General features: G+C 42.9%; 19 protein-coding genes and 1 riboswitch. Of the genes, 13 read left to right on the forward strand and 6 right to left on the reverse strand.

The window, feature by feature from the left end:
• Window positions 1-36: 36 nt before the first annotated feature.
• From glgB to efp, 10 genes are all read left to right on the forward strand, one after another.
• Window positions 37-1,983 carry a 1,4-alpha-glucan branching protein GlgB gene (gene glgB, locus Q1X33_RS09120; protein WP_005229652.1) on the forward strand — a complete coding sequence of 649 codons (1,947 nt, stop codon included), beginning with the start codon at window positions 37-39 and terminating at the stop codon, window positions 1,981-1,983.
• Between the two features lie 31 nt (window positions 1,984-2,014).
• Window positions 2,015-3,157, forward strand: a complete 1,143-nt coding sequence (locus Q1X33_RS09125; RefSeq protein WP_016610807.1) for a glucose-1-phosphate adenylyltransferase — start codon at window positions 2,015-2,017, stop codon at window positions 3,155-3,157.
• Window positions 3,147-4,298, forward strand: coding sequence for a glucose-1-phosphate adenylyltransferase subunit GlgD (gene glgD / locus Q1X33_RS09130; RefSeq protein WP_301969637.1), 1,152 nt, complete (start codon window positions 3,147-3,149; stop codon window positions 4,296-4,298). The genes Q1X33_RS09125 and glgD overlap by 11 nt, the downstream gene beginning before the upstream one ends.
• Window positions 4,295-5,728 carry a glycogen synthase GlgA gene (glgA, locus tag Q1X33_RS09135; protein WP_005229657.1) on the forward strand — a complete coding sequence of 478 codons (1,434 nt, stop codon included), beginning with the start codon at window positions 4,295-4,297 and terminating at the stop codon, window positions 5,726-5,728. The genes glgD and glgA overlap by 4 nt, the downstream gene beginning before the upstream one ends.
• Window positions 5,729-5,845: 117 nt before the next feature.
• Window positions 5,846-8,299: a glycogen/starch/alpha-glucan phosphorylase gene (locus tag Q1X33_RS09140; protein WP_005231919.1), complete on the forward strand. Its 2,454-nt coding sequence runs from the start codon at window positions 5,846-5,848 to the stop codon at window positions 8,297-8,299.
• An 81-nt stretch (window positions 8,300-8,380) separates the two neighbouring features.
• Window positions 8,381-9,142 (forward strand): hypothetical protein, encoded by a 762-nt coding sequence (locus Q1X33_RS09145; protein ID WP_005229660.1) that lies wholly within the window; start codon window positions 8,381-8,383, stop codon window positions 9,140-9,142.
• A gap of 424 nt (window positions 9,143-9,566) precedes the next feature.
• Complete coding sequence (locus Q1X33_RS09150) at window positions 9,567-12,557, forward strand: WxL domain-containing protein (RefSeq protein ID WP_301969638.1); 2,991 nt, start codon at window positions 9,567-9,569, stop codon at window positions 12,555-12,557.
• 363 nt (window positions 12,558-12,920) lie between these two features.
• Window positions 12,921-13,490 carry a DUF2179 domain-containing protein gene (locus Q1X33_RS09155; RefSeq protein ID WP_005229664.1) on the forward strand — a complete coding sequence of 190 codons (570 nt, stop codon included), beginning with the start codon at window positions 12,921-12,923 and terminating at the stop codon, window positions 13,488-13,490.
• Window positions 13,491-13,572: 82 nt separating this feature from the next.
• Window positions 13,573-14,532 carry a cation diffusion facilitator family transporter gene (locus Q1X33_RS09160; protein WP_016610815.1) on the forward strand — a complete coding sequence of 320 codons (960 nt, stop codon included), beginning with the start codon at window positions 13,573-13,575 and terminating at the stop codon, window positions 14,530-14,532.
• A 74-nt stretch (window positions 14,533-14,606) separates the two neighbouring features.
• Window positions 14,607-15,167: an elongation factor P gene (gene efp, locus Q1X33_RS09165; RefSeq protein WP_005229668.1), complete on the forward strand. Its 561-nt coding sequence runs from the start codon at window positions 14,607-14,609 to the stop codon at window positions 15,165-15,167.
• A 58-nt stretch (window positions 15,168-15,225) separates the two neighbouring features.
• Here efp and Q1X33_RS09170 read toward each other — a convergent pair whose 3' ends face one another.
• Window positions 15,226-16,437: a chloride channel protein gene (locus tag Q1X33_RS09170; RefSeq protein ID WP_034869329.1), complete on the reverse strand. Its 1,212-nt coding sequence runs from the start codon at window positions 16,435-16,437 to the stop codon at window positions 15,226-15,228.
• Window positions 16,438-16,530: 93 nt separating this feature from the next.
• Window positions 16,531-16,603: riboswitch (Fluoride riboswitch) on the reverse strand.
• Between the two features lie 231 nt (window positions 16,604-16,834).
• On the opposite strand from Q1X33_RS09170, the gene Q1X33_RS09175 reads away from it, so the two are divergent.
• Window positions 16,835-17,527 carry a hypothetical protein gene (locus Q1X33_RS09175; RefSeq protein WP_005229673.1) on the forward strand — a complete coding sequence of 231 codons (693 nt, stop codon included), beginning with the start codon at window positions 16,835-16,837 and terminating at the stop codon, window positions 17,525-17,527.
• 86 nt (window positions 17,528-17,613) lie between these two features.
• On the opposite strand, the gene Q1X33_RS09180 is transcribed toward Q1X33_RS09175, so the two are convergent.
• Both Q1X33_RS09180 and Q1X33_RS09185 read right to left on the reverse strand, forming a co-directional pair.
• The gene (locus Q1X33_RS09180) at window positions 17,614-17,892 is read right to left on the reverse strand and encodes a GIY-YIG nuclease family protein (protein WP_005229675.1); all 279 of its coding nucleotides are present in this window, start codon (window positions 17,890-17,892) and stop codon (window positions 17,614-17,616) included.
• Window positions 17,882-18,616: a tRNA1(Val) (adenine(37)-N6)-methyltransferase gene (locus Q1X33_RS09185; RefSeq protein ID WP_005229677.1), complete on the reverse strand. Its 735-nt coding sequence runs from the start codon at window positions 18,614-18,616 to the stop codon at window positions 17,882-17,884. Before Q1X33_RS09185 ends, Q1X33_RS09180 begins: the two co-directional genes overlap by 11 nt.
• Window positions 18,617-18,753: 137 nt before the next feature.
• Here Q1X33_RS09185 and Q1X33_RS09190 point away from each other — a divergent pair, with 137 nt between their 5' ends.
• On the forward strand, window positions 18,754-19,389 hold the full coding sequence (locus Q1X33_RS09190; protein ID WP_005229679.1) for a 1-acyl-sn-glycerol-3-phosphate acyltransferase: 636 nt from the start codon (window positions 18,754-18,756) through the stop codon (window positions 19,387-19,389).
• Window positions 19,390-19,442: 53 nt separating this feature from the next.
• Here Q1X33_RS09190 and Q1X33_RS09195 read toward each other — a convergent pair whose 3' ends face one another.
• From Q1X33_RS09195 to anmK, 3 genes are all read right to left on the reverse strand, one after another.
• Window positions 19,443-20,534: a DUF871 domain-containing protein gene (locus tag Q1X33_RS09195; protein WP_201689510.1), complete on the reverse strand. Its 1,092-nt coding sequence runs from the start codon at window positions 20,532-20,534 to the stop codon at window positions 19,443-19,445.
• A 117-nt stretch (window positions 20,535-20,651) separates the two neighbouring features.
• The gene (locus Q1X33_RS09200; RefSeq protein ID WP_005229683.1) at window positions 20,652-21,947 is read right to left on the reverse strand and encodes a PTS sugar transporter subunit IIC; all 1,296 of its coding nucleotides are present in this window, start codon (window positions 21,945-21,947) and stop codon (window positions 20,652-20,654) included.
• Window positions 21,948-21,968: 21 nt separating this feature from the next.
• The gene (gene anmK / locus Q1X33_RS09205) at window positions 21,969-23,129 is read right to left on the reverse strand and encodes an anhydro-N-acetylmuramic acid kinase AnmK (RefSeq protein WP_005229685.1); all 1,161 of its coding nucleotides are present in this window, start codon (window positions 23,127-23,129) and stop codon (window positions 21,969-21,971) included.
• 254 nt (window positions 23,130-23,383) lie between these two features.
• Here anmK and Q1X33_RS09210 point away from each other — a divergent pair, with 254 nt between their 5' ends.
• A complete protein-coding gene (locus Q1X33_RS09210) occupies window positions 23,384-24,505 on the forward strand; it encodes an exonuclease SbcCD subunit D (RefSeq protein ID WP_005229687.1) in 1,122 nt (373 codons plus the stop codon).

A 24,505-nucleotide genomic window follows, 5' to 3' on the forward strand; every position in this document is an offset into this window, starting at 1 on the left:
GTAACAAGTTCGTTGGCATTTCAGTCAACGATCAAAATGAATTTGAGGAGGACTGATGAGAGAGTGGTTACCAAACAACAGGTACTGACTGCGGAAAAAGACTTTCTGAGTGGTGAAAATTTTTATGTACAGCATTTCTTAGGCGCCCATCAAGTAGATGATGGCTACGTGTTTCGCGTTTGGGCACCAAATGCTCAGCAAGTTTGGCTTGTTGGCGACTTCAACCAATGGACGGATACCTTGCCGATGAACAAAAGGACGGAATCCGGTGTTTGGGAAATTGAGACCAACCAAGTAAAAGAAGGACAGCTTTACAAATACAAAGTAAAACAATCAAATGGACGAGAAGTATTGAAGATCGATCCTTTTGCTGTCCATTTTGAAGCTCGACCAGGAACTGCTGCCGTGTTGCATTCGATCCCACAAAAAAAATGGCGGGATGGGTTATGGCAAGGACGGAAAAAAAGACAAAAAACATTTAATCGACCTCTTAATATTTATGAAGTTCATGCCAGCTCCTGGAAGCACCACGAAGATGGCACCCCTTATCGCTTCTCCGAATTAAAAGATGAACTTATTCCTTACGTGAAAAAAATGGGCTACACCCATATCGAATTTATGCCTTTGATGGAACATCCCTTAGGAACCTCCTGGGGCTATCAATTGACTGGTTACTTTGCACTTAGCTCCTATTATGGGACACCAGAAGAATTTCAAGACTTTGTAGAGGCTTGTCATTTGGAAAATATAGGTGTCTTCGTTGATTGGGTGCCAGGACATTTTTGTGTCAATGATGACAGTCTTGCCTATTATGATGGCACGCCGACCTTTGAATACATGGATGAAAACCGTGCGAAAAATGTTCGCTGGGGTGCGATCAACTTTGATCTAGGCAAACCGCAAGTCCAAAGCTTTCTGATCTCAAGTGCATTGTTCTGGATCGAATTTTACCACATTGATGGTATTCGGGTAGATGCCGTTTCCAACATGCTCTATCGCGATTATGATGAAGGTCCATGGGAACCGAATCACGAAGGGGGCAATCGGAATTTTGAAGGGTACTATTTCTTACAAAAGCTCAATTCAGTCATCAAGTTAGCCCATCCTGCAGTTGTCATGATTGCAGAGGAAAGTACTTCCGAGACCAAAATAACAGGAATGGTCGAAGGAGGCGCGCTCGGGTTTGACTACAAATGGAATATGGGCTGGATGAATGATGTCCTGCGTTTTTACGAAATGGACCCGATTTTCCGTAAAGATCATCTAAGCCTTTTATCTTTTTCTTTCATGTATCGGATGCAAGAAAATTATATCTTGCCACTCTCCCATGACGAAGTGGTTCATGGCAAAAAAAGTTTGATGCACAAAATGTGGGGAGACCGCTACAAACAGTTTTCACAACTACGAAATCTCTATACGTACATGATGATGCATCCAGGGAAAAAACTGTTATTCATGGGTAGTGAATGGGGACAGTTTTTAGAATGGAAATATGATCATGGTCTTGAATGGGTCGATTTAAACGACGCATTCAATGCAAAAATGCAGTTCTTCACCCGGACCTTGAATGAATTATACAAAGAAGAACGAGCCCTTTGGGAATTGGATGATCAAGAAGATTCATTGATGGTGATCGATGCAGACAACTTAGATGAAACGACATTGACTTTCTTACGACAAGGAAAAACGAAAAAAGATTTCTTGATCGTGGTTGTCAATTTGACACCAGTGGAGCGTCACGATTTTGCGATCGGCGTGCCATACGAAGGAACGTATCGCGAGATTTTAAACACGGAACGGGATGTATTTGGTGGAACTTGGGTGGCGAATAACCCAGACTGCCAGACCAGTAATACCCCTTTTAAGCAATACGACTATCAAATCAAAACAATTTTGCCTGCACTTGGGGCTTTAATCATCAAACCAGAAAAAATCAAAATGACTCGAAAAAAAGCAGTAAAGAAAGCACAAAAAAAAGAGTAGAGGGGGAACGGTGAGTAGATCACCAAACAAAATGAAAACAGAGATGTTAGCAATGATCCTCGCAGGGGGACAAGGGACTCGATTAGGGAAATTAACAAAGAATATTGCTAAACCAGCGGTTCCATTTGGTGGCAGATATCGGATCATCGATTTCACGTTGAGTAATTGTGTCAATTCAGGAATCAAAAATGTGGGTGTTGTCACTCAGTACCAGCCATTAGCACTAAACAACCATATCGGAAATGGTGCGAGCTGGGGATTGGATGGAATCAGTACCGGTGTGACGATCTTACAGCCATATTCAAATTCAGAAGGCGAAAAATGGTTTGAAGGAACCGCCCATGCGATCTATCAAAACATCGCTTATATCGATGAGATGGACCCGCAATATGTCTTGATTTTATCAGGGGACCATATCTACAAAATGGATTATGAAGAAATGCTGGAAAAACACAAAGAAAATGATGCTTCATTGACGGTTGCAGTTCTCGAAGTACCGATGAAAGATGCCTCGCGTTTCGGAATCATGAACACCGATAAAAATGACCGTATCATTGAATTTGATGAAAAACCAGCCGAACCAAAAAGCAATCTCGCTTCAATGGGGATCTATATATTTGATTGGAGTCGTTTGCGCAGCATGCTGTTGAGTAACTATACAAAAGACGGCGAAATGGTCGATTTTGGGAAACATGTCATTCCTTCTTATCTCGAAAGCGGCGACAACGTTTTTGCCTATCGCTTCTCTGGCTATTGGAAAGACGTAGGAACGATCGATTCATTGTGGGAAGCCAATATGGAATTTATTGATCCAGCAATGGAGTTGAATATTCGGGATAAAAGTTGGCAAGTATTTTCTAAAAACCCAATCGCACCACCACATTTTGTGACTGAGACCGGGGCTGCGAGAAACTCTCTCGTGATGGATGGCTGTTATGTTGCAGGGGAAATCGAGCACAGTATTTTATCAGAAAATGTGCAGGTGAAAGAAGGATCGACGATCAAGGACAGCGTGATCATGCCTGGAGCGGTGATCGGTAGAAATGTTAAATTAAACCGAGTGATCGTAGGGGAAAATGCAGTGATTGGTGACGATGCAGAGATCGATGGAACAGACGAAATTGCCGTAGTCGGCTATTCTGAAATTTTAGGGGTGACGATTGATGAGAACTAATAAAATGTGTGCGATTTTAGGGAATCTGCAACGATACCAAGACTTGATGCCATTAACAGAAAACCGTCCGCTGTCGACTTTATTGTTTGACTGCAAATATCGCTTGTTAGATTTTAATCTTTCAAGTATCGAAAATGCCAATATCAAACAAGTCTATATGATTTTCAATGAAGGAGAAACGCAGTCGGTCTTCGATCATATCGGTGGCGGAAAAGAGTGGAACTTGGACGGCATACAAAACCGTTTCTTTATTCACCTGTTCCAAGACTCATTGAAAAAGCAAGCAGAAGGACAAGAGTATTATTATAATGTCATCGACTATTTGGAAAAATCCAAATCGGATCATACCGTATTTATGGGCAGCAAAGTCTTATGCAACATTGATTTGCGTGCCTTGCTGAAAATCCATCAGCTACAAGGCAATGAAATGACCGTCGTATACAAACGCATCAGCAGTGACAATGTTTGCGAAAGTGATCTGTTGTTCAATGTAGACAGTGAAGGTCACTTAGAAGAAGCGATCCAAGCGAAAAAAGGTGAGGTCAGTGACCTTGTCAACTTATGTACGGATATTTTTATCATTCAAACAGATCGTCTGATCGCTGCGCTAAAAGAGGGGCAAAAAGTTGGCGCAACGGCAGACCTCGGTCAATTTTTACGAGAAATGATCGCTGTTGAAAATACAGGTCTATATGAGTACACTGGTTACTTAAGTAACATTTATGACATCTCTTCTTACTATCAAACAAATATGGATATGCTCGATGTGCATAAATTTACGTCGTTGCTTTATTCGAATCAAAAGATCTATACCAAACTGAAAAACGAAGTGCCAACGTATTATTCAGAAACATCTGACGTGAAAAATAGCCACTTTGCTTCTGGCTGCATCGTGGAAGGAACGGTCGAACAGTCACTCGTTGCCCGCCGCACGAAGATCCATCCTGAAGCAAAAGTCAAAGGAGCGATCATCTTCGGAAATAATGAGATCAAAGCAGGTGCCGAAGTCTCTTATGCGATCCTAGATAAAAATGTGACCATCGCAGAAGGTGTCAAAGTGCAAGGAACCAAAGAAACGCCAATCGTCATTAAGAAAAATTCTCATGTGACCCAAGACGTTATTGGAGGGGCAAGCGCATGAAGGTTCTGTTTACAGCAGCGGAATGCGCCCCATTTTTTAAAACAGGCGGATTAGGGGATGTTGCAGGGGCATTACCAAAAGAATTGGTCAAAAAAGGCGTCGAGACGATTGTTGTCTTACCTTATTTCACGAAAATGCCTGCTGAATACCAGGAGCAAATGGAAGATTGTTTTTCCTTTGAAGTGGCGGTCGGTTGGCGCAAGCAATATTGTGGGATCAAAAAATTAGTTCTAGGCTCTGTGACCTATTATTTCATAGACAATCTCTACTATTTTGGCCGCGAACGGCTCTATGATTTTTATGATGATGGGGAACGCTTTGCTTTCTTCCAATTAGCCGTGATCGAAATGATGGAACGCATTGAATTTATTCCAGACATCGTTCATGTCAATGATTACCATACGGCGATGATTCCCTTCTTGATCAAAGAAAAATATCATTGGATTCAAGCGTATCAAAACATACGCACCGTTTTGACGATCCATAACATTGGGTTTCAAGGGTGGTATAGTCGCGATATTTTACCCGATCTTTTTGGTATGGGGACTGAGAGATACGATGATGGCACACTACGTTTAAACGATTGCTTGAACTTTATGAAAGCAGGAATCTTGTATGCGGACCGCATCACGACGGTCAGTCCTTCCTATAGTGAAGAAATCAAAACCTCAGAGTTCGGCTGTGGGCTTGAAGTGATTTTACGTATGGAAAGCGGCAAACTCAGCGGCATTTTAAACGGAATTGATTACGAAATGAACGATCCAGAAACCGATCCTCATTTGGACTATCCTTTCAGTGTCGAAGATTTATCAGGAAAAGCTAAAAACAAGCGAGCGCTACAAGAACAATTTGGTTTGCCTACCCGTAAAGATGTCCCATTGATTTCTGTTGTTAGCCGTTTGACCACTCAAAAAGGGTTCCATTTGGTCCTTGAAGAAATGGAAAATCTCTTGCAATTTGATGTTCAGTTCATCTTACTAGGGACTGGCGAACATGATTTTGAAGAAGGCTTTCGCTATTTTGCTCAGAGATATCCTGACAAATGTGCTGCCGCGATTTCTTTTGATATTGCATTGGCGCAAAAGTTATACGCAGCAGCGGATCTTTTCTTGATGCCTTCCGCCTTCGAACCATGCGGACTGTCACAGATGATCGCGATGCGTTATGGTACATTACCGGTCGTTCACGAAATCGGTGGCTTGAAAGATACGGTAGATTCCTATAATGCGATCACGAAACAAGGTACCGGCTTTGGCTTTCAAGAGTTTTCACCATTTTACTTGATGAATGCCTTGAAGCAAGCGGTCGAATTGTATCAATCTGATCAGGCAACGTGGAACGTATTGGTCAAGCAAGCAATGGCAAAAGATTTCAGCTGGAATCAAAGTTCCGATCTTTATATCCAGTTGTATAATACTATCAAAGTTTGATTGTTTTAAGACAGAAGAATCCTTGTCTGCAACAGAACTGCTAGTTGTATGACTAGCAATTTTGGCGGCAAGGATTCTTCTTTTTTATAAATTGAATGCAAAAAGGAGTGTAACCCTATGACAAAAGAACGACTGCGTGAACTGCTAGAAATCAGTGTTCATGAACTCTTTGCGATTGAAGTGGATGAAGCTTCACCGCAGGAATTGTTTCAAGCACTAGCCAATGTGGTGAAGCAAATGTATTCAGAAGACTGGCGTCAAACCAGAAAAAATCTCTTGCTGGAGGATCAAAAACAAGCGTACTATTTTTCAATCGAATTTTTGCCTGGCAAAATGCTAAAAAGCAATTTGTTGAATATGCAGCTGTTGGAGCAAGCGGAAGCCGTTTTTGAAGAGTTAGGCGTTTCCCTTGATGACGTTGCGGATACAGAAAAAGACATGGCTTTAGGAAACGGGGGCCTCGGTCGTTTGGCCTCTTGTTTTATGGACTCGCTGGCTTCATTAAGCTTGCCGGGAAATGGGAACGGGATTCGCTATCGCTATGGATTATTTAAACAAAAATTTATTGACGGCCATCAAGTAGAATTACCAGATGATTGGTTACGTTCTGGGAATGTCTGGGAAGTCCGCAAAGAAAGCAAAGCGGTGCCTATTCGATTTGGTGGGCAGGTCTATCTCGTTACGGGAGAGGACGGAAAACTAGCGCCAGTCTATGAAGGCGGCTTTACCTGGCGGGCAGTTCCGTATGACACCGCGATGGTTGGCTATCAGAATCAACACATCAACACACTGCGCTTGTGGAGTGTCGAAGTGCCTGCTGAAGATGAGGCGCATTATGCGACATTGGAATCACGGCAAGCCTTAGAAAATTTGACTGCTGTTTTATATCCAGATGACTCAAACGAGATCGGCAAACGCACACGATTGATGCAAGAATACTTTTTTGTTTCTGCAGGCATTCAAAGTATCATTCGCTATCATAAAAAATCGAATCTGCCTTTAGCGATGCTCAGTGAACGAGTAGCAATCCATATCAACGACACGCACCCAGCGCTTTGTGTCCCAGAACTGATGCGTATTTTAGTTGATGAAGAAGGCCTTGCTTGGGAACAAGCGTGGGCGATCACCGTGAAAGTCATGAGTTATACGAACCATACGATCATGGCGGAAGCCTTAGAAAAATGGCCAGTTCGCATGATTGAAGAAGTGTTACCGAGAATGGATCAGATCATCAAAGAAATTGATCGGCGCTTTGTCGAAGGAATGCAAGGGGTCCATCCGCAAGCCTTACTGGATCGGACGCGAATCATTATTGATGATCAAGTCCATATGGCACATCTAGCCATCATCGGCAGCCATAGTGTCAATGGGGTAGCCAAGCTCCATTCTGATTTACTAAAATCAGTGGTACTCCATGACTTCTATCTCATTTATCCTGCCCGTTTCAACAATAAGACCAACGGCATCGCACAACGGCGTTGGCTTCAGCTAGCCAATCAACCATTAGCCAAAGTGCTGGATCAGTCGATCGGTACGAGTTGGCGCAATGACCCCTTGGATCTGCAGCTGCTCAAAAATTATTATGATGACGAAAACGTTCTGCAACAAATTGCCGACGCAAAAATGAGTAACAAGCGTGCACTGGCAAAGTACATTCAAAAAGCAACGGGCATTACAGTAGATCCAACGGCAATTTTTGATGTGCAGATCAAACGCCTGCATGCGTACAAACGACAACTGCTGAATCTAATGCATATCTTGAAGCTCTACTTTGAGGTCAAAGACGATCCGACTGCAGCGTTTCATCCAAGAGTCTTTATTTTTGGTGCCAAAGCAGCACCAAGCTATCACTACGCAAAATCGATCATTAAAGTCATCAATGAAGTGGCGAATCTGATCAATCATGATGAAACCATCAATGATAAAATCAAGGTTATATTTTTAGAAAATTACAACGTTTCATTAGCAGAAAAAATCATTCCAGCAGCGGATGTCAGTGAACAAATCTCATTGGCCTCTAAAGAAGCGTCAGGGACAAGCAATATGAAGTTGATGCTAAATGGGGCAGTAACGATCGCGACTTTAGATGGTGCCAATATTGAGATTCGAGATGCGATCGGTGATGAAAACATTGCGATCTTTGGGTTGACGGAAGAAGAAGTGTATCAGTATTACGCCCAGCATAATTATTCTGCTTACACCTACTATGAGTCAGATCCAGTCTTGCAACGGGTGGTCAATGCTTTTATTGATGGGACGATCCCCAATATTCAAGTAGAAGGTCGAGAAATCTTTGATTCCCTTTTGAAATACAATGATGAATACTTTTTATTAAAGGATTTTCATGCCTATTGTGACGCGCAGCATCGGGTAGATAGTGCCTATCAGGATACGCAGCGCTGGCGTAAAGTCAGCCTAATGAATATTGCGAATGCAGGCAAATTTTCGGCAGATGAAACGGTGCGAAATTATGCTGCAGATATTTGGCAGATCGATCCATTATTTGCCCATGTCAAAGAACCGAATGCAGCAAGCTTGACTGAGACGGTGCCTCTAGCCGAATTTAGCTGAAGTGTCCTCATCTGAAATGGTGTAGTCTTTCGTGAAATTCTCCTTAATTTATGGTATGATGAAAAAAATGCATGTAAGAGGATGAGTACAGTGGCAAATTATTTAGATGTGAAACGAAAACACTTCCGTTTTCCTGCTTATGATGATACAGATGGTGTGAAGCTGCAATCCGAGCATCGCCCCGCATTCAGTAAAGCAGATGATTGGATTTTAACCGAAATCAAAGATTCCGTGAGTCATTCTCACAAGGAAGAAAATCAATCTTTGCAGCGTAAAGTGCAGTCCAGCCAACGCGATCGGGGGCACAATGTTCGTCAAAAAGAAGAGCTTGCCAATCACCGTGCCAACTTGCCTCAGTACGGAAAACGTCCGGTGAAAGAACAGATGCCAACAGGAAAAACCAATTTTTTTGGCAAAGAGGCGAACCATTCTTCTTATCAAGTGACCAGTAAGAAGGAAAAAGCTGAGGTTCCTGTTTCTTCGAAAAAAGAATATTCGGGGCGCTCTTACTTCGTACCTAAATATATTCCTGCATCAATTATTCCAGATGAGCAAAAACCTGAAATTACGCCGAACGATTTGATGGATGCAATGGCAAAAAAACAAGAAAGTTATTTGTTGTTTGATACGGAACCAGCAGCTTATCAAGTCAAAGAAGAAAATGATCCAACCGTCAAAAAATTCAATCGCCATCCCTCTGTTGGGATGACGCGCAGTGAGTTTCGCGCCAATAACAAAAAAAATGGTGAGAAAAAACGTTCCGTTTTAGATCGATCATTAAAAGGAATGATTGAAGACGATCAACAAGAAGAATCTTCAAATGGCTATTTTCGTTCTAAATAGTAGTGACAGTTACTCTTAATAGAAGTGGTCCTTTGATCATAACGATGAATGATTTCAGCTAGATGGCTAACATCTAGCTGTTTTTTTTGTGTGCCGAAACTGCCGATTTCACAAAATGCTTAGTCGAATTACATTTTTCACCGGCTGAGGAATATTCTGATTTTACTAAGCGATAGCGTGGGCTATAGAATAAAGTGAAACGATCAAAACCATCGTTATTTATAATGTTTGTTATTTTAATTGGCGATTTCTTTTGTCATTTAAAATCGATGGCAGGTCAAACGGTAACAGGATTGTGGTTTTCTAATCAGCTGTAATTGAAAAAGGGAAGCAAGCGTCCTGATGGCTAAAGCTGCTCTTTGGGAAGGACTGATCCATGATCGATTTCAAGGGAAAGATACGCTGAAAGGTGGGGCATCAACAAATGAACAAGAAAAAGAGAAAGGTATATTTCACTATCATTATTGGCTTACTTGGAGGACTCTACTTTTTTTCAACCATGAGTGTGTTTTCTTCAAACATTTTCTTTGCTGCTCAGCTGGAGGAAGACACGGATGCGAGTGAAGCATTTGAACCGATACGAGAGAAAGAAGCCGAGGAAAGAGTTGCCATTTATTTTGATGAATCAACGAAAGCTGGGACTGTAGGAGACATGTTGCTAGTCGCATTTCATACGGACCGTCCCATTAGTGAAATAGCGATCCGATTGCCGCAATCTGCGGTTATTGCTGAAGAGGAGTTGCCAAAGGGAGTCAAAATTACACCAACCACTGAAGAGAATGGGTGGAAACTAACGACCGATACCCCTAGAAGTGATTTCTTGGTTCCAGTGGTAGTTGATACAGCAGGGTCGTTTCCATTTGAGGTAGCAGAATCAATGATAATACTTGAGATAAAAGAAGCACGGGAGACAAACCCTACGGATACACAAGAGGATGACCAAACTGATTCGAGTGACTCCACTGATCAATTGGATCAAGAGGATCAAGTAGCAGAAGAGAAGGAAATAGAAAGCCAGCTTCCTGAGGCATCAGATTCTGATCCTGGCAATCTGTATCTTTTAGGCGACGACGTAAAAAAGAGAGGGGTTGCTAACTGGGTCGAATTTATGGCTGCAATGGTCGATCCGACGGTCAATTATATTTATTTGACAGCCAGTTTTCAAACGAACGATAATCCTCGTTTAGGTATTACGGGAATTGACGGCTGGAGCAGCAGCGCCAATCCTAATGGCGGATTAGCCTATGTTTATATCAATGCCTCGAGAGTTTCAAGAACGTTAATCATTGATGGTCTCGACACCTATCAGATGGATCTTAGAGCCGTTGCGATCTGTTTCCGCGATTCGAGTGTCAATCCTGATTCCCCATGGGACATTACCTTGCAAAATTTGGAACTCTACCATGGAAACTTTTGGGGGGCAATTGAATACCATGATTTGAACATGACAAATCAGCAGCGTTCAATCATTCGGTACCACAATCTCAACCATACTGGCAATCAGTTGTTTTACGGTTTGCACTCTCGAGCAAGCTTTTCTGGACATTCGGTTTCACACCAAACGCCTAGATATACATCAGACTTCAATGCTTCTTGGATGATTCACTCGAACATCCAAGCGAATTTTGAAATCAACCAAATAGAACTTCGTGAGGGAGCAAACGTCGAAATGTCGACGATCAGCTCAGGAAATCTTGATTTTTATAATACGAATGCGCGTCTCGTACTAGGGGATAATGCCCGACTCTCATTAAATGCCAACGGTTCAGCTGGTGAAGCAGGTGGTGCCAATATTCGGTTTGTCGCTGGCAATGGACGCATTGAGTTAGGAAAAGGTGCGGAATTGGCATTAAATACACAAAACAACAGTCCGGCAGTCATCACATCAGGCACGCCTCATGATATTCGCTTAATGGAAAAAAGTCGCTTGTCGGTTACTGCTGCAAACCGAACATTGTATAGTCATATTTTCTGGTTGAGTGCCAATACTCATGTAACCTTAGAAGACAGCAGCACCTTAGAGGTTGAAGCAACAAATCAAAATACAACCGCAAATATCTTCCACTTCTCTGGCACGACTGGCAATCTCAATGTTGGCAAAGATGCTACCTTAGATATTCGTTCGGACAGCCCTCAACCTGTCCAACGCCTACTTTTCTTTAGCGGTGCCAACAATCCCGCAAGATTGACGATCGACGATGCCAAGCGTGTCAATTTGCAAAGAACCCGCCCAATAACGACCACAACAAATGGTCTAATTGAAGGGGGAGGAATCACTGCAAAGAACCAGGCGATTCGCCAGTGGCGGCATGGAAATACAGGAGACCCATCTGATTTTCAGTGGCAACCGATTCTGTCCATGACTGCGGCGATTTCAGGAACCAATACCAATGTGACCAATGTATCTTCACTGAATGAGGAAACAAGTCGAGGGGTTGCCGCGCAGTTTGCTTCTCGTTCACAACGTCTATTATTTGAGAGAATACCAGACATCACGGTGACCATCGATACTTTGACAGAAGATAGAACCTTACCTAATGCCTATACGATTTCGGGAACTGCCAATCCTGGTAGCTACCTTCGATTTCAAAGAGAGGGGCTGATGCCAGAACCGACGCTTGAAACGACAGTCGATAGTGCTGGCAATAGCGGGTATTTTCACACACAAGCGGATGAAAACGGGCACTATTTACTTGATCTATCTGATTTAGAACCTTTCCAGTATTTTACACAAGGTGAGGTGGTCACCGCACAGGCATTTCTTGATGGTAAATGGGCAGAAGCATCAACCACTGTGGAACCCATTGGTGACGTTGACCCAAAAGATCCCCTTGATCCTGATCAACCGATTCTTCCTGAAAATCCACCATTGATACCAGAAAATCGCGGGTTTGTCAGCATAGACTTTGTTTCACAATTCGATTTTGGTACAGTACCGATTCGCTCGTCGACAAGCCGCTATCCGGCGCGTTCGCAACGAATTTCTTCAGTGGATGATCATGAATCAACCGAACGGCCAAACTATATTCAGGTTTCCGATCGTCGATTTCTCCCAAATGGCTGGACCTTGAGTGCCCGTTTATCTGAGGAAGGGTTCGTTAGCACGGATGCGTTTAAGCACAACTTAAAAGGAGCGAGTGTGCATTTGAATAATATTGAAATGGTTACCTCTAGAGAAAATCCCTCTGAAGCACCAGACTACTTTGAAGCAATTGAGCTGGGACCGCAGAACCAAGTGATTGCACGTGCCAATGAAAAGCAAGGGGCGGGAACTTGGATTCAACGCTATGGAAACGAGCATACCATGCAAAAAAGTGTCGAGCTGGAAATCCCTATTGGCGCGAGGCCACAAGCAACAAGTTATCAAGGAACCATCCATTGGGAGCTGAGTTTCGTACCTAGTGCTGACGAATAACCCCTTGGAAAACAAGTAAGCATGTTCTGCAATCGTGAATATGATCGAACACTGTAAAAGTTGATCAGACAAAAAGAAGTCCATTTGCCATTGGGCTTCTTTTTTTGTCTGAAACAAACGAGTAGTGGTTTACACTACTTTTCCCACTTTGGTGGATACGCTTTTCAATCAATAGAAGTGAGTGAAACCACAGGCAATGGATCGATGAGCAAAATCATGACACGGTAGTCATCAACGAAATCACCTAAGCACTTTGCCTTCTGCAGAATAAATTTAATTTAGTTATTTTAGTAATTAAATCCTGCTCAAATATTTTAATTTTCGCTTGCGTTTTGATATGCTAAGAACAAGGGGGAATCAAAGATGGAAGTTGATCTACAAATGCTGGCGATGATTTTCTTTATCAATCTCGCCTATGTTACATTGAACACACTGCGATTTTTATTGACAATGAAAGGGTATCGCGTGATTGCCCCATTAGTGAGTATGATCGAAATCACGATCTATATTTTAGGCTTATCTATGGTATTGGATCGTTTGGATAACCCACTGAATCTCTTGTTCTATGCATTAGGTTATGCTGCAGGAGTCAGTATCGGGATCAAAATCGAAGATAAGCTGGCTCTCGGCTATACAATGGTCACAGTGATCCTACCTAGTAATACAGATGAAGAAAAGAGTTTGCCGAAGATTTTGCGACAAGAGGGCTATGGTGTGACACAAAGCTTTGGTGAAGGATTGGAAGGCCCGCGACTGATTTTAGAGATTCTTTCCCAAAGAAAAAGTGAGAAAAAGCTCTATCAAACGATCAAAGCGGTGGAAGAGCGAGCGTTTATCATCAGCTATGAACCCAAGTATATCTCGGGTGGTTTTTGGACCAAAAAAATCAGTCGTAGAGAGGCGAAGTTGAAAAAGCAAGCACCTGTTGATTGAGGAACTAGAGGCAGCTTGATTCATTCGTGAAGAATAGTTGCATAATAAGCAGGGAGTTTATTGATGAGAGGAAGCGTTAGGTGTGGAAAAGAAAGCAAATGGCATGATGGCGGTCATCGCTGCACTGATCTCAAACATTTTGGTGGCGATCAGTAAGTTTGTCGGTTATGCCTTGAGCGGTAGTGCGGCCATGCTGAATGAAAGCATTCATAGTGTCGTAGATTGCAGCAATCAGATCTTTTTATTGATCGGTGATAAACGGGCAACAAAGGGACAAAGTGAACTGCATCAGTTTGGTGAAGGTCGGGCGAAATATTTTTTCAGCACGATCGTTGCGATGATGCTCTTCTTTGGTGGGGGCGCATTAGGCGTGATGGAAGCAGTGGAAAAGCTGCTGCATCCCGCCCATGAAGTCGGCAATACCTGGTTAGTGATCGCTATCTTGATTTTCGGGATGATCGTTGAAGGAAGTTCGTTGTGGATCGCAATCAAGGAGATCCGCGAGCTAAACGTCGAACGTCAACCAATCTATCGTTTTTTGAAAGAAAGTCGGCATAGTGAGATTTTGATCATTTTCACAGAAGACTTTTGTGCGGTGATCGGTCTGATGATCGCACTGATCGGAACGGTTTTAACAATGATTACCGGGAACGCATTTTTTGATGCCTTCAGCGGCTTATTGATTGGCCTTTTATTGATGGTAGCAGCGATCTTCTTAGCCCGCGAATTTTACAGTCTACTGATTGGGGAAAGTGTTACCAAACGTGATTTAGCGGTGATCAAACAAGCGTTTGAACGTCCCGATGTTGATCGCTTGATCGATGTGAAAACAGTCCATTTAGGGCCAGCTGAAATTTTGATTGCAGCGAAAGTCGATATTGCCGCAAAACAAGAAGAGGTCGGCTATGAGATCATTAATGAGATCGAAGCCGAGATCCGACATCAAATGGCAGATAAAAAAGTCTATATTTATATTGAAACGGATGAGTACGATCCTCACTACATGGAGAAGCGGCGCAAACTTGTGCGACCTTCCCACTGATTTAGCTAGAATAAAGCTGTTTTTTTTGATACAATAGACAAGGATTATCACATAGTGAAGGAGATTTCAAAATTATGATCAATGCAAGTGACTTAAGAGCTGGAATGACGTTTGTTCAAGACGGCAAACTTATCAAAGTATTAGATGCCAGCCACCACAAACCAGGTAAAGGAAATACGGTTATGCGTATGAAATTACGTGACGTTCGGACTGGTTCGACTTACGATACAACCTTCCGTCCAGAAGAAAAATTTGAAAAAGCGCATATCGATACGAAAGCTGTACAATACCTATATACAATGGACGATACCGCATTCTTTATGGATCTGGAAACCTATGAACAATATGAAATTCCAGTTGAAGTGGTTGAAGAAGAAATGAAGTTCATTCTAGAAAACATGGAAGTAAAAATCCAATTCTTCGGCAGCGAAGTGATTGGCGTGCAATTACCTTCAAGCGTAATCTTGAAAGTTGTTGAAACACAGCCATCGATCAAAGGGGCAACTGTGACTGGTTCTGGTAAGCCAGCAACGATGGAAACGGGCTTAGTTGTCAATGTTCCTGACTTTGTTGAAGAAGGCGAAATGCTAGAAATCAATACAGCTGAAGGTACCTATTTAAAACGTGCAAAATAGCAAAAAACCGCGACTTGTTCGCGGTTTTTTCTTTGCTCTTGTTGTGTTCAGAAGTGGCTCATTGTCCCATTGCCGATGTTTTTTGTAAAGGATAGATACTATAAGGTTTACTGATAAAGTAGGCGACGGAGCAGACGATCACAAAGAAGGGTAGATTTTGAAAGCCAAAGACTTCTCCACCAATAAAGATCGGTGCAAATAAGGTGCTAGTGGCGCTGCCAAAAACACTGGCATAGCCTAGTGCTGCTACCAGTTCGATAGGCAGTCCGAACAGTGGCGCCAACACGACCCCCAAAGAAGAGCCAATCGCAAACAAAGGGGTGACTTCTCCACCCAAAAAACCACTGCTGATGGTCAATACGGTCAACACCAACTTAAGCAGCCAATCATAAGAATAGATCGGTTGATTCGTGAAACTCGCGCTGATCAAATTTGTTCCTAAGCCTGAATAACGCCCTTGATACAACAAAACAAAAAGCAAGACTAACGCCAATGCGCCAATCCCAATACGCCACAGTGGATTCGGGAAGCGCCGCTTCATGATGCGTTTCATCGTTTCTAAACATCCCGCAAAGCTGCCGCCAACCATACCAAAAATCAACCCAATCACAAGTAATTTCAGAAAAACAGGTATCGTCAAATCGACGGATTGAGGCAACATAAGACTAAATTTTTCTAAGCCTAACCATTGAGAAGTCGTACTAGCAGTGAAAGCAGCCAGCAAAGCAGGTAAGAGGGCATGATGACTGAATTTACCGATGACAAGCACTTCCAATGCAAAGAACGTCGCAGCGATGGGGGTTTCAAATAAACCAGCAAATCCCGCAGCCATCCCAATCATGATCAGGGTGCTGGCGTACTTTTCTAGTCGCACCCAATTTCCTAAACGATTGGCGATGGTGGCACCTAACTGAACCGCAACTCCTTCTCTGCCTGCGCTTCCTCCAAATAAATGCGTCAGCCAGGTTCCCACCATTACAAAAGGAATCAAACGCAGCGGAATATCTTTTTCTTCTTCCTGCCCGACTAAAAACACTAAGTTCATTCCTTGAGGACTCCGATCGCCATACTTTTGGAAAAGGTAAGTAAAGCAAATACCGATAATTGGTAAGAAGAGAATCAATGGCAAAAAATGACTTTCACGGAAGGCACTTAAGAACAGTAAAATTTTGCCAAAGAAAGTGTCAACAGCTCCAGCAAGCACCCCAATCACCAGACTGAGCAAACCTAATGCAGTCAGTTCAAAATACGTTGTTTCTTGTTTCTTCATTTCTATCACGATCCTTTAAAAAAGATAGGAATAATGCTCTTGCAACTATGACGAACGAGTGAAAATAAAAAATGACTACTACACACTAAAAAAAAAGTGGTAGAAGTCATTAGCAAAATTGCGGTTTCAGTAAGAACTGAGGGAGACATTCATTCCCTATTAGCATCAATATTATCTGATAAAACCCTCGTTTTGTCAATGGATGCTGGTCGTGAAAAGCAATCCAACGAATACTTATCTTTTATACATACTTATGGTAAAATTAATTTCATAAGAATTTACATGTGAATTGAGCGTCGGAAGAGTCAATGGCAAGAAAAGGGATGAAAGGACGATCCTTCTACTGGTTGACCAAGGGGAAAACAGTGGGTAGTGAGGAATCGAAGGGGAAAAAAGAATGATTGCATTTATGACGATCGAAAAATGGCTGCAAAGTGAGCGTTTTTACTATGTGATCCTACCAATTCTCATGGTGGTTGGTCTGATCGCATTATTAGGGTTCCTGATGGTTCTGCTTTATCGAGAAAACCGTAACCCGAAAGTGACGCTATTGCTTGGCGGCATAGTCGTTGCGTGTCTGCTAGGCTTTTTTATTGGAGATCAAGTGTATGGTGAATTCAAAACGTATAATGCGCTGATCACACCGAATATCCGAGACCGCGAAAAAATGTTTTTAGGCTATAAATATTACGAATCTGATACTACAGCAGTTTATCAGCGCATCCAAAGCAATAAAGCGATTGAAACCTTAGGGATCTATCAAGCAGTACCAGTGGAACGGGCGATTGAATTTCTTGGATCTGCTCATAACTCCGTATATTTTAAAATGGGCGCCCAGGTTTATTATGCTCGCTATCAACCGACATTTGTGGAAGAGGAAACAACGGCTAAGCTGCAGGGGGTTCAATACCATTTGACTGATCCTTCCTTTGAAACGATCGGCTTCTATTCCGAAACCAACAACTATTTGACGGCAATTACGATTCCAAAGTCTCAAGAAACCCTCGAATATCAATCCGTCGATTCTGTGATCCCGAAAGAATTTGGGAAAAGTCAAACCCAATGGGCGTTACCAAATAGGAATGAATAACCATAAAAGAAAACTACCTAAGTCACGAAAGAAAGCTCCTTCAAGCAGGAATCTTCCGTGCGCAGGTAGTTTTTTTGTATGCTTGCTCAGATAACATTACTCTCGCTATGGCTGCTCAGGTAGTCCTCTTTCTTTTTGCGAGACAATTTTTTGAAGGCGGCTTCTGCTTGAGTGGCTTCACTGCGAGTGGAAAAGCTTTCCGCATGGATCATTTGTAATGGTCTGCGACTAGCAGGACGGGTATATTTTGCTCCGATCCCTTTGTTGTGCTCTAATAAGCGGCGGCTCAAATCAGTGGTATAACCACCGTAGAAGGATTGATCGTTGCAACGCAACACATAAAAATAATGATTCTCAGCAGCCATAGAGCATCGCCTTCACTTCGGGACTATAGGCACCCGTTTCATCATAGGTAATGAGAGGGGAATCAATTTTAAAGCCATCCGCCTTGCCATCCTTGATTCCTTCAATCAATAAAATATTGGCCTCTTTGCCTACTTTCGGATAGACGAAGCGGACGCGCTTTGGTGCGATTCGATGTGCGCGCATATGGTCCAAAATATCGAGAAAGCGATCCGGGCGATGAACCATCGCAAACCGTCCGTTCATTTTTAACGCTTTGCTAGCGGTTTGGATCACTTCATCTAAAGTTGTGGTGATCTCGTGCCGAGCGATCGCTAAATAGGGATTCGGGTTTTTGATCGCCGTCGGTACATTTTTAAAATAAGGGGGATTGCAGACCAATAGATCGACGGAATCAGGCTTGATTTTTTGAAAGAGGTTCTTCAAGTCCAAAGGATAGACCGTCAGCTGGTCTTGCAAGTCGTTTAATTCGATACTGCGCTGCGCCATATCCGCTAAGCGTTCTTGCAATTCGATTTGATAAATATGAGCGGTCGTTTTTTTGCTGATAAATAAACCGACTGCGCCATTCCCTGCACAAAGGTCAACGATTACGCCTCTTTTTGGCACTCTAGCGTAATTTGCTAATAACACAGCATCTAATGAAAAAGAAAAAACTTCGGAACTTTGAATGATCTTGATGTCATCGGCATACAATTGGTCGATGCGTTCGTTTGGTTGCAACATGAAGCATACTCCTGTTCTAAATTCATTTCAATGTATTATACTACGATTAAGAATAATGGGAAACGCTAAAAAATGCTTGTCATTTAAACCGTTTTTTTGCATACTTGAATAGGAGAGAAATAGAAAGGAAAATGAGTATGTTTTTTCGCTTTATGCGCGGTGTGGTTCGCGTAGTATTATTTTTGATCAACGGCAATGCTCGTTATCAAAACAAAGAGGTTTTACCTAAAAATGAAAACTACATTTTAGTGGCTCCTCACCGAACCTGGTGGGATCCATTGTACCTAGCAGTGGCTGCTCGACCAAAGAAATTTAGTTTTATGGCGAAAGAAGAGCTGTTCAAAAACCCGATTTTACGGTTCATTTTGATCCATGCCAATGCTTTTCCAGTTAAACGAGACAAACCGGGACCGAGCGCGGTAAAGACGCCAGTCAAAATTTTGAAGGAAACGGATCTTAGCTTGATCATGTTTCCAAGTGGTACGAGACACGCAACGGCTTTAAAAGGCGGCATGGCGTTGATCGCAAAAATGGCTAAGGTCAAGATCGTTCCCTCTGTTTATCAAGGACCGCTGACGTTAAAAGATCTTTTTAAACGCAAGCGAGTAACCGTCCGCTTTGGGGAGCCCATTGACATCAGTGACATCAAAAAGATGGACAAAGAGGGCTTGGCGGAAGTCGAACGGCGCATCCAGGGTGCATTTGACACACTGGATCAAGCGATTGATCCGTCATTTGTTTATCAAATCGATGAGTCCAAAAGAGAAGATTAATACCTAAGAAAAGCCGCTGATCCTTTTGTGATCAGCGGCTTTTTTCTAAAGAGTTAATCCAATAATTCGAAAGCAAATTTGGTCCACGGTTTTAAATATTCCAACAAAGGCAGCTCGTCACTTGAAATGGCGCCGACTTTGTTTTTCCGTGTGTCTTGGTGAGGGGTCAAAACGATCTGCAATTCGTTTTTGTATTGGCCAAAGGTATCATTGCCGATAACGATGTCCCCATAGGCAAAAGGTTCTTGGTTTGTATGAGGGAGGTTTTCGATGGGACGGTACTTCACCCGTGATTGTGTGGAACGAGCGACTAACGCATTACTGTCACCACGCCGAAAATGATTGGTTTCGGCTAATATTCTTCGTTCGATTTCGCTGGCCTCTGCTTCTACGAGAACGCCAAAGGTCAGCTTGTAACGATCGATCGCCGCCAGAGCTTTCAGCTCTGCATCCGACGCATAAGCATTGCCGATAATCACGGTATCGATCAACCCAGAAGCAAAAAGCAGCTTCCCTTGCAGCGCCAATGGTAAATCTCGACAAGATTCTAAGGTCGGTAAGCCATCATTGACTTCCCAAGGGCCGATTTTGGCTGATTGACTAGTGATGAAGGCGGCTGTTTTCAACCCATATTTTTTAAAACGTTGACTGCAGCTGCGGAAAAAAGCATCCGTTAAGCCTGTGCCTCGTTGGGGGTAAAAATTGTGGCAGCCATATAAAAAAGGTTCATTGGCTTGATAAGAAAGGATATTTTCTAAATAGTTCACATCATTACTCATATTCAATTCAATCGCCAAGCCAAATGGATTAAAGGTCAGCTGGGCTTCTTTACTGCCATCAAACCCTTGATCCAAGCGGATACCGTCCGCGCCTAATTCTGCAAAGAAGCTAAGATCGTCATAAGAGATCGCCAGATCACTAAAAACAGCAGGCGAAATATCTAATATCGTTTCAAAGCCAAGGTTCTTGGCAAAGCCGATAATCGAAGAGAATTTTTTTCTGACGGTCTCTTTGCCTTCACTGACTTCTAGCATACTCATAAATAAGCGAGAGTAACCAAGGGCAGCAGCTTTTTTTAAATAGTCTTGATCCAGTAAAGGATCACTATGGTCGGGGTAAATCGAAAGGCCAATTTCTCGTTTCAATGGTTTTCCTTCTTTCTAAAAAACCGCACGAAACACCTCTTGGCATTGGAAAAAGCTGGTGAGGAAGGCTTCTTCTGTTTGTCTTGGTGGGTGCTTCGTACGACCTTTATTTACACATTATTGTGCGACTGGTTGATTTTCTTTTTCCAATTCGTTTTTGTCGTAGATTTTTACGAATGGGTAATAGATCAGGATCGATAAAAGAATCAAAAGAACATTCAGCACGATCGCACGCCAATCGCCGCCAGTCGCTAAGAAAGCGCCAATTGGTCCAGGCAATGTCCAAGGGGCATTGACCGTAACTGCATTGACTAAACCAGCTGAGGTAGCGACCCACGCAATGACGCCATTGATCAGTGGTGCAATGATGAAAGGTGGGATCAAGATTGGGTTCAAAACGATCGGTGTACCGAAAATCAGTGGTTCGTTGATGTTGAAAATAGCTGGAATCAAGGCTGTTTTTCCTAGTTTTGAACCGAATTCCGATTTGGTGCGAAACGCTAACAAGATAGCCAAACCAATCGTTGAACCAGCCCCACCGATCCAGATGAACCATTGATAAAATGGTTCGGCTGCGATATTGGGAATCATATCTCCTGAAGCAAGCGCAGTCGTATTTCCTTCCAATAACTGCAACCATAATGGACGAGCCAGTGAACCAACGATAGAAGCACCATGGATCCCGAATGACCAGAAGAAGGTCGTCAAGAAGGTGATCAAAAGCACACTTGGCAAGGTGTCTGCGGCACTGACTAAAGGATCAACGACTTTTGCCACGATCGTGTGCCAGTCAAAGCCGATATAGTAAGTGATCGCACCCATTCCTAAAATAATGACTAAGGTAGGGGTCAAGGCTTCGAAAGAACGAGCGACTGCAGGTGGGACTTGTTCTGGCATCGTGATTTTAAATTTCGATTTGTCCGTTAACCGATAGATTTCAACGGCAAGAATCGAGGTGATGATCGCCACGAACATACCAGCACTCCCTAAATTGGCCATTGGCAAGACAAAGCCGACCGTTCCAGCAGCATCCAAGGCTTCTGCTGGGATATTGACAGGGGTGAAGGTCAGTAAGAAGGCGGTCGTAGCTAGGATCCCGCCAGAAAGACCATCAAGCTTATAAGAGCGAGAAAGACTGTATCCGATCCCGAATGCCGCATACAAGCTCATAATGTACATCGTCATTCGATAAGGCAATAAGATCGTTGTGGCATTGCTAGACAAGAATTGATAGATGCCCCAACTTTGAGGCAGCGGTGGAAAGGCTAAAATCATAAAGAACGAACTGACGATGATCAATGGCAAGGTTGAAACGATCCCGTCACGAACCGCCCGCAAGTGACGCTGGCTGCCAAGTTTTTCCATCGGTCCTGCCAAATGGCGCTCGATGAATTGAGTGAATTTATCTAACATGGTTTATCCTCCTAAGGTGTTTTACATTTTTGCTTCCCATGGATTCGGAATGATTTTCCCTAAAATCACGCCTTGGGCTGCCCCGGTTGCTGCAGGGGCATTATTGACACGGCTGTGAAGGGTTTCATTTCCTAAGATGGCAAAAGCCACCGCTTCTTTGGCATCGTTGGAACCGCCAATGTCATCTTGTGTTCCAACGGCTACTGATTCTGGTAAATAGCCTTGGATCAGTTCAATCAGCAGATGATTGTGGGCACCACCGCCCGAGAGAATCACTTCCAGATCGTTTGTTCCCAACTGAGGAAAAATGAACCGTTGGTAACTGTCAGCGATGGAAAAAGCGGTGAAATCGGTTAAAGTCCTCACCAAGTCTTCAGGGGCTGCTTCGGGATACTTGGTCAATAACTGCTGCACAAAATGTTTTCCAAAAAGCTCACGCCCGGTGCTTTTCGGCGGTTGCTGGGACAAATAAAAATGAGTTCTTAATTCCTTTTGCAAGGTGGGTATAATTGCTCCCGCACGGGCTGTTTCACCAAACGCATCATAAGGCTGGCCGAATAACTGAACCATTAATTCATCGATGACCATGTTTCCTGGACCTGTATCAAAGGCATACAGCTCGTTTAAGCTGCCACTTTTTGGTAGTACAGTAACATTGCCGATGCCGCCAATGTTTTGCAGCAAACGATTTTTGCTGTCTGATTGATAGAGCAGATAATCTGTATAAGGAACAAGAGGGGCGCCTTGACCGCCAGCAGCCATATCCATCACTCGAAAATCGGCGACGACTTTCGTTTGTAAGCCATAAGCGATAATCGAAGGTTCGCCAATTTGCAAGGTGCTGTTTTTCGCTGGATCAGAATCGGGGGAGTGCCAGATCGTTTGTCCGTGGCTGGCAACAAAATCAATGCTTTTTTCTTCAATACCAGCTTTTTGGCAGAGGATTTGACACGCTTTCAAAAATTGATACCCTAGTTCAGTATTTAATTGGCAGATGAGGGGAACATTTGATTCCACCGGATCACAAGCGGTTTTTATTTGTTCCTTCAATTCTTCACCAATGGGTAGCGTGACCATTTCCATCAGCTGTACAACAGTTTCGGTGCCGTAGCCATTGATTTTTACTAAAGCAGCGTCGATCCCATCCAAACTGGTTCCTGACATTAGTCCTATTGCAAGCATAGCGTTTCTCCTTTCTTTTAGAATAGTGATGAAAGCGATTGTTGAATTCGATTTCACAATCATTGTAAATGAAGTGTAATTATATTTCAAGATATAAATTTATAATTGAAAAAACATTTCAACATAATGATGTCAGGTGTTCGCTCTTTTTATCAAAAATGGGTGGTAAGTGAAATTTCGCTGGCAGAGAGATGTCTAACGATCAGGGAAAGTGGTATAATGGTTGGAAGGATATTTTTTAAGAAGGTGAAGAAATGCGCTTTATACATACAGCTGATTGGCACATCGGAAAAAAACTACATGGCTATGATCTGCTGGAGGACCAGCGAGCAATTATCGATCAAATCATTGCGATCGCTTTAGAAGAAAAAGCCGCTGCCATCGTCATTGCAGGTGATCTTTATGATCGTTCCGTTCCCGCTGTCGATGCGGTCAAATTATTGAATGAAAAAATCGCAGAAATCAATCTAACGAATGAACTGCCTTTATTGGCTATCTCAGGAAACCATGATAGCCCAACGCGGCTAGAAACTGGTAGTCAGTGGTTTCAGCAAACACGTTTTTATCTGTCCACCAGCATCGAACAAAGTTTACAACCGGTCGAGTTTGACGATACACAATTCTTTTTGCTGCCTTATTTTGAACCGATCGAGGCGCGCTTATTTTTTGACGAACCGTTAACGAAAATTTCAGATAGTGTCCAAAGAGTGATCGAGGAGATGACCAAGCACTTTGATTCGTCAAAAAAACAAGTGTTAGTGACCCATTTTTTTGTGGCGGGTGCTAGCCAAACGGATTCTGAAACGAAAATTCAAGTTGGCGGATTGGACAGCGTGCCGACCACAGCTTTTGCACCTTTTGATCGAGTCGTTTTGGGGCATTTACATGCCAATACCGCCCTGAAACATCCGAAAATCGGGTACAGTGGCTCTCCGCTGAAATTTTCCCTTTCTGAACGGACGAACCAAAAAGGGGTCTATCTTGTTGATACCGTAAAAGATACCAATGAATTTATTCCCCTGACACCAAAAAGGGATATCCAGCAACTGACAGCCTCCTTTGAGGAGTTGATCGATCCGGTTTTTTACCGTGAGCTGGATCGTGAGGCGTTTTGGCATTTTCTGCTGACGGATCGTGCTGTGATTCCAAATATGATGAATCAGTTGCGAAAGATCTATCCATTTATTTTGTCTGTCGAACGGTTGAATGGTCGAGAACAGACGAAAAAAAGACAGCTAACGACACGAGAAACCGACCCGCAGGCCTTGATCAGTCATTTTTTTCAAGAGATGACGGGAGATTCATTGCTCGATGCACAAACCAAGTGGATCGAACAAGGATTAAATGAAGCATTTGTCGTGGAAAAGAGGGAATAG

It is taken from the genome of Enterococcus sp. B2E4, assembly GCF_030499455.1.
Taxonomy (GTDB): Bacteria; Bacillota; Bacilli; order Lactobacillales; family Enterococcaceae; genus Enterococcus_D; species Enterococcus_D casseliflavus.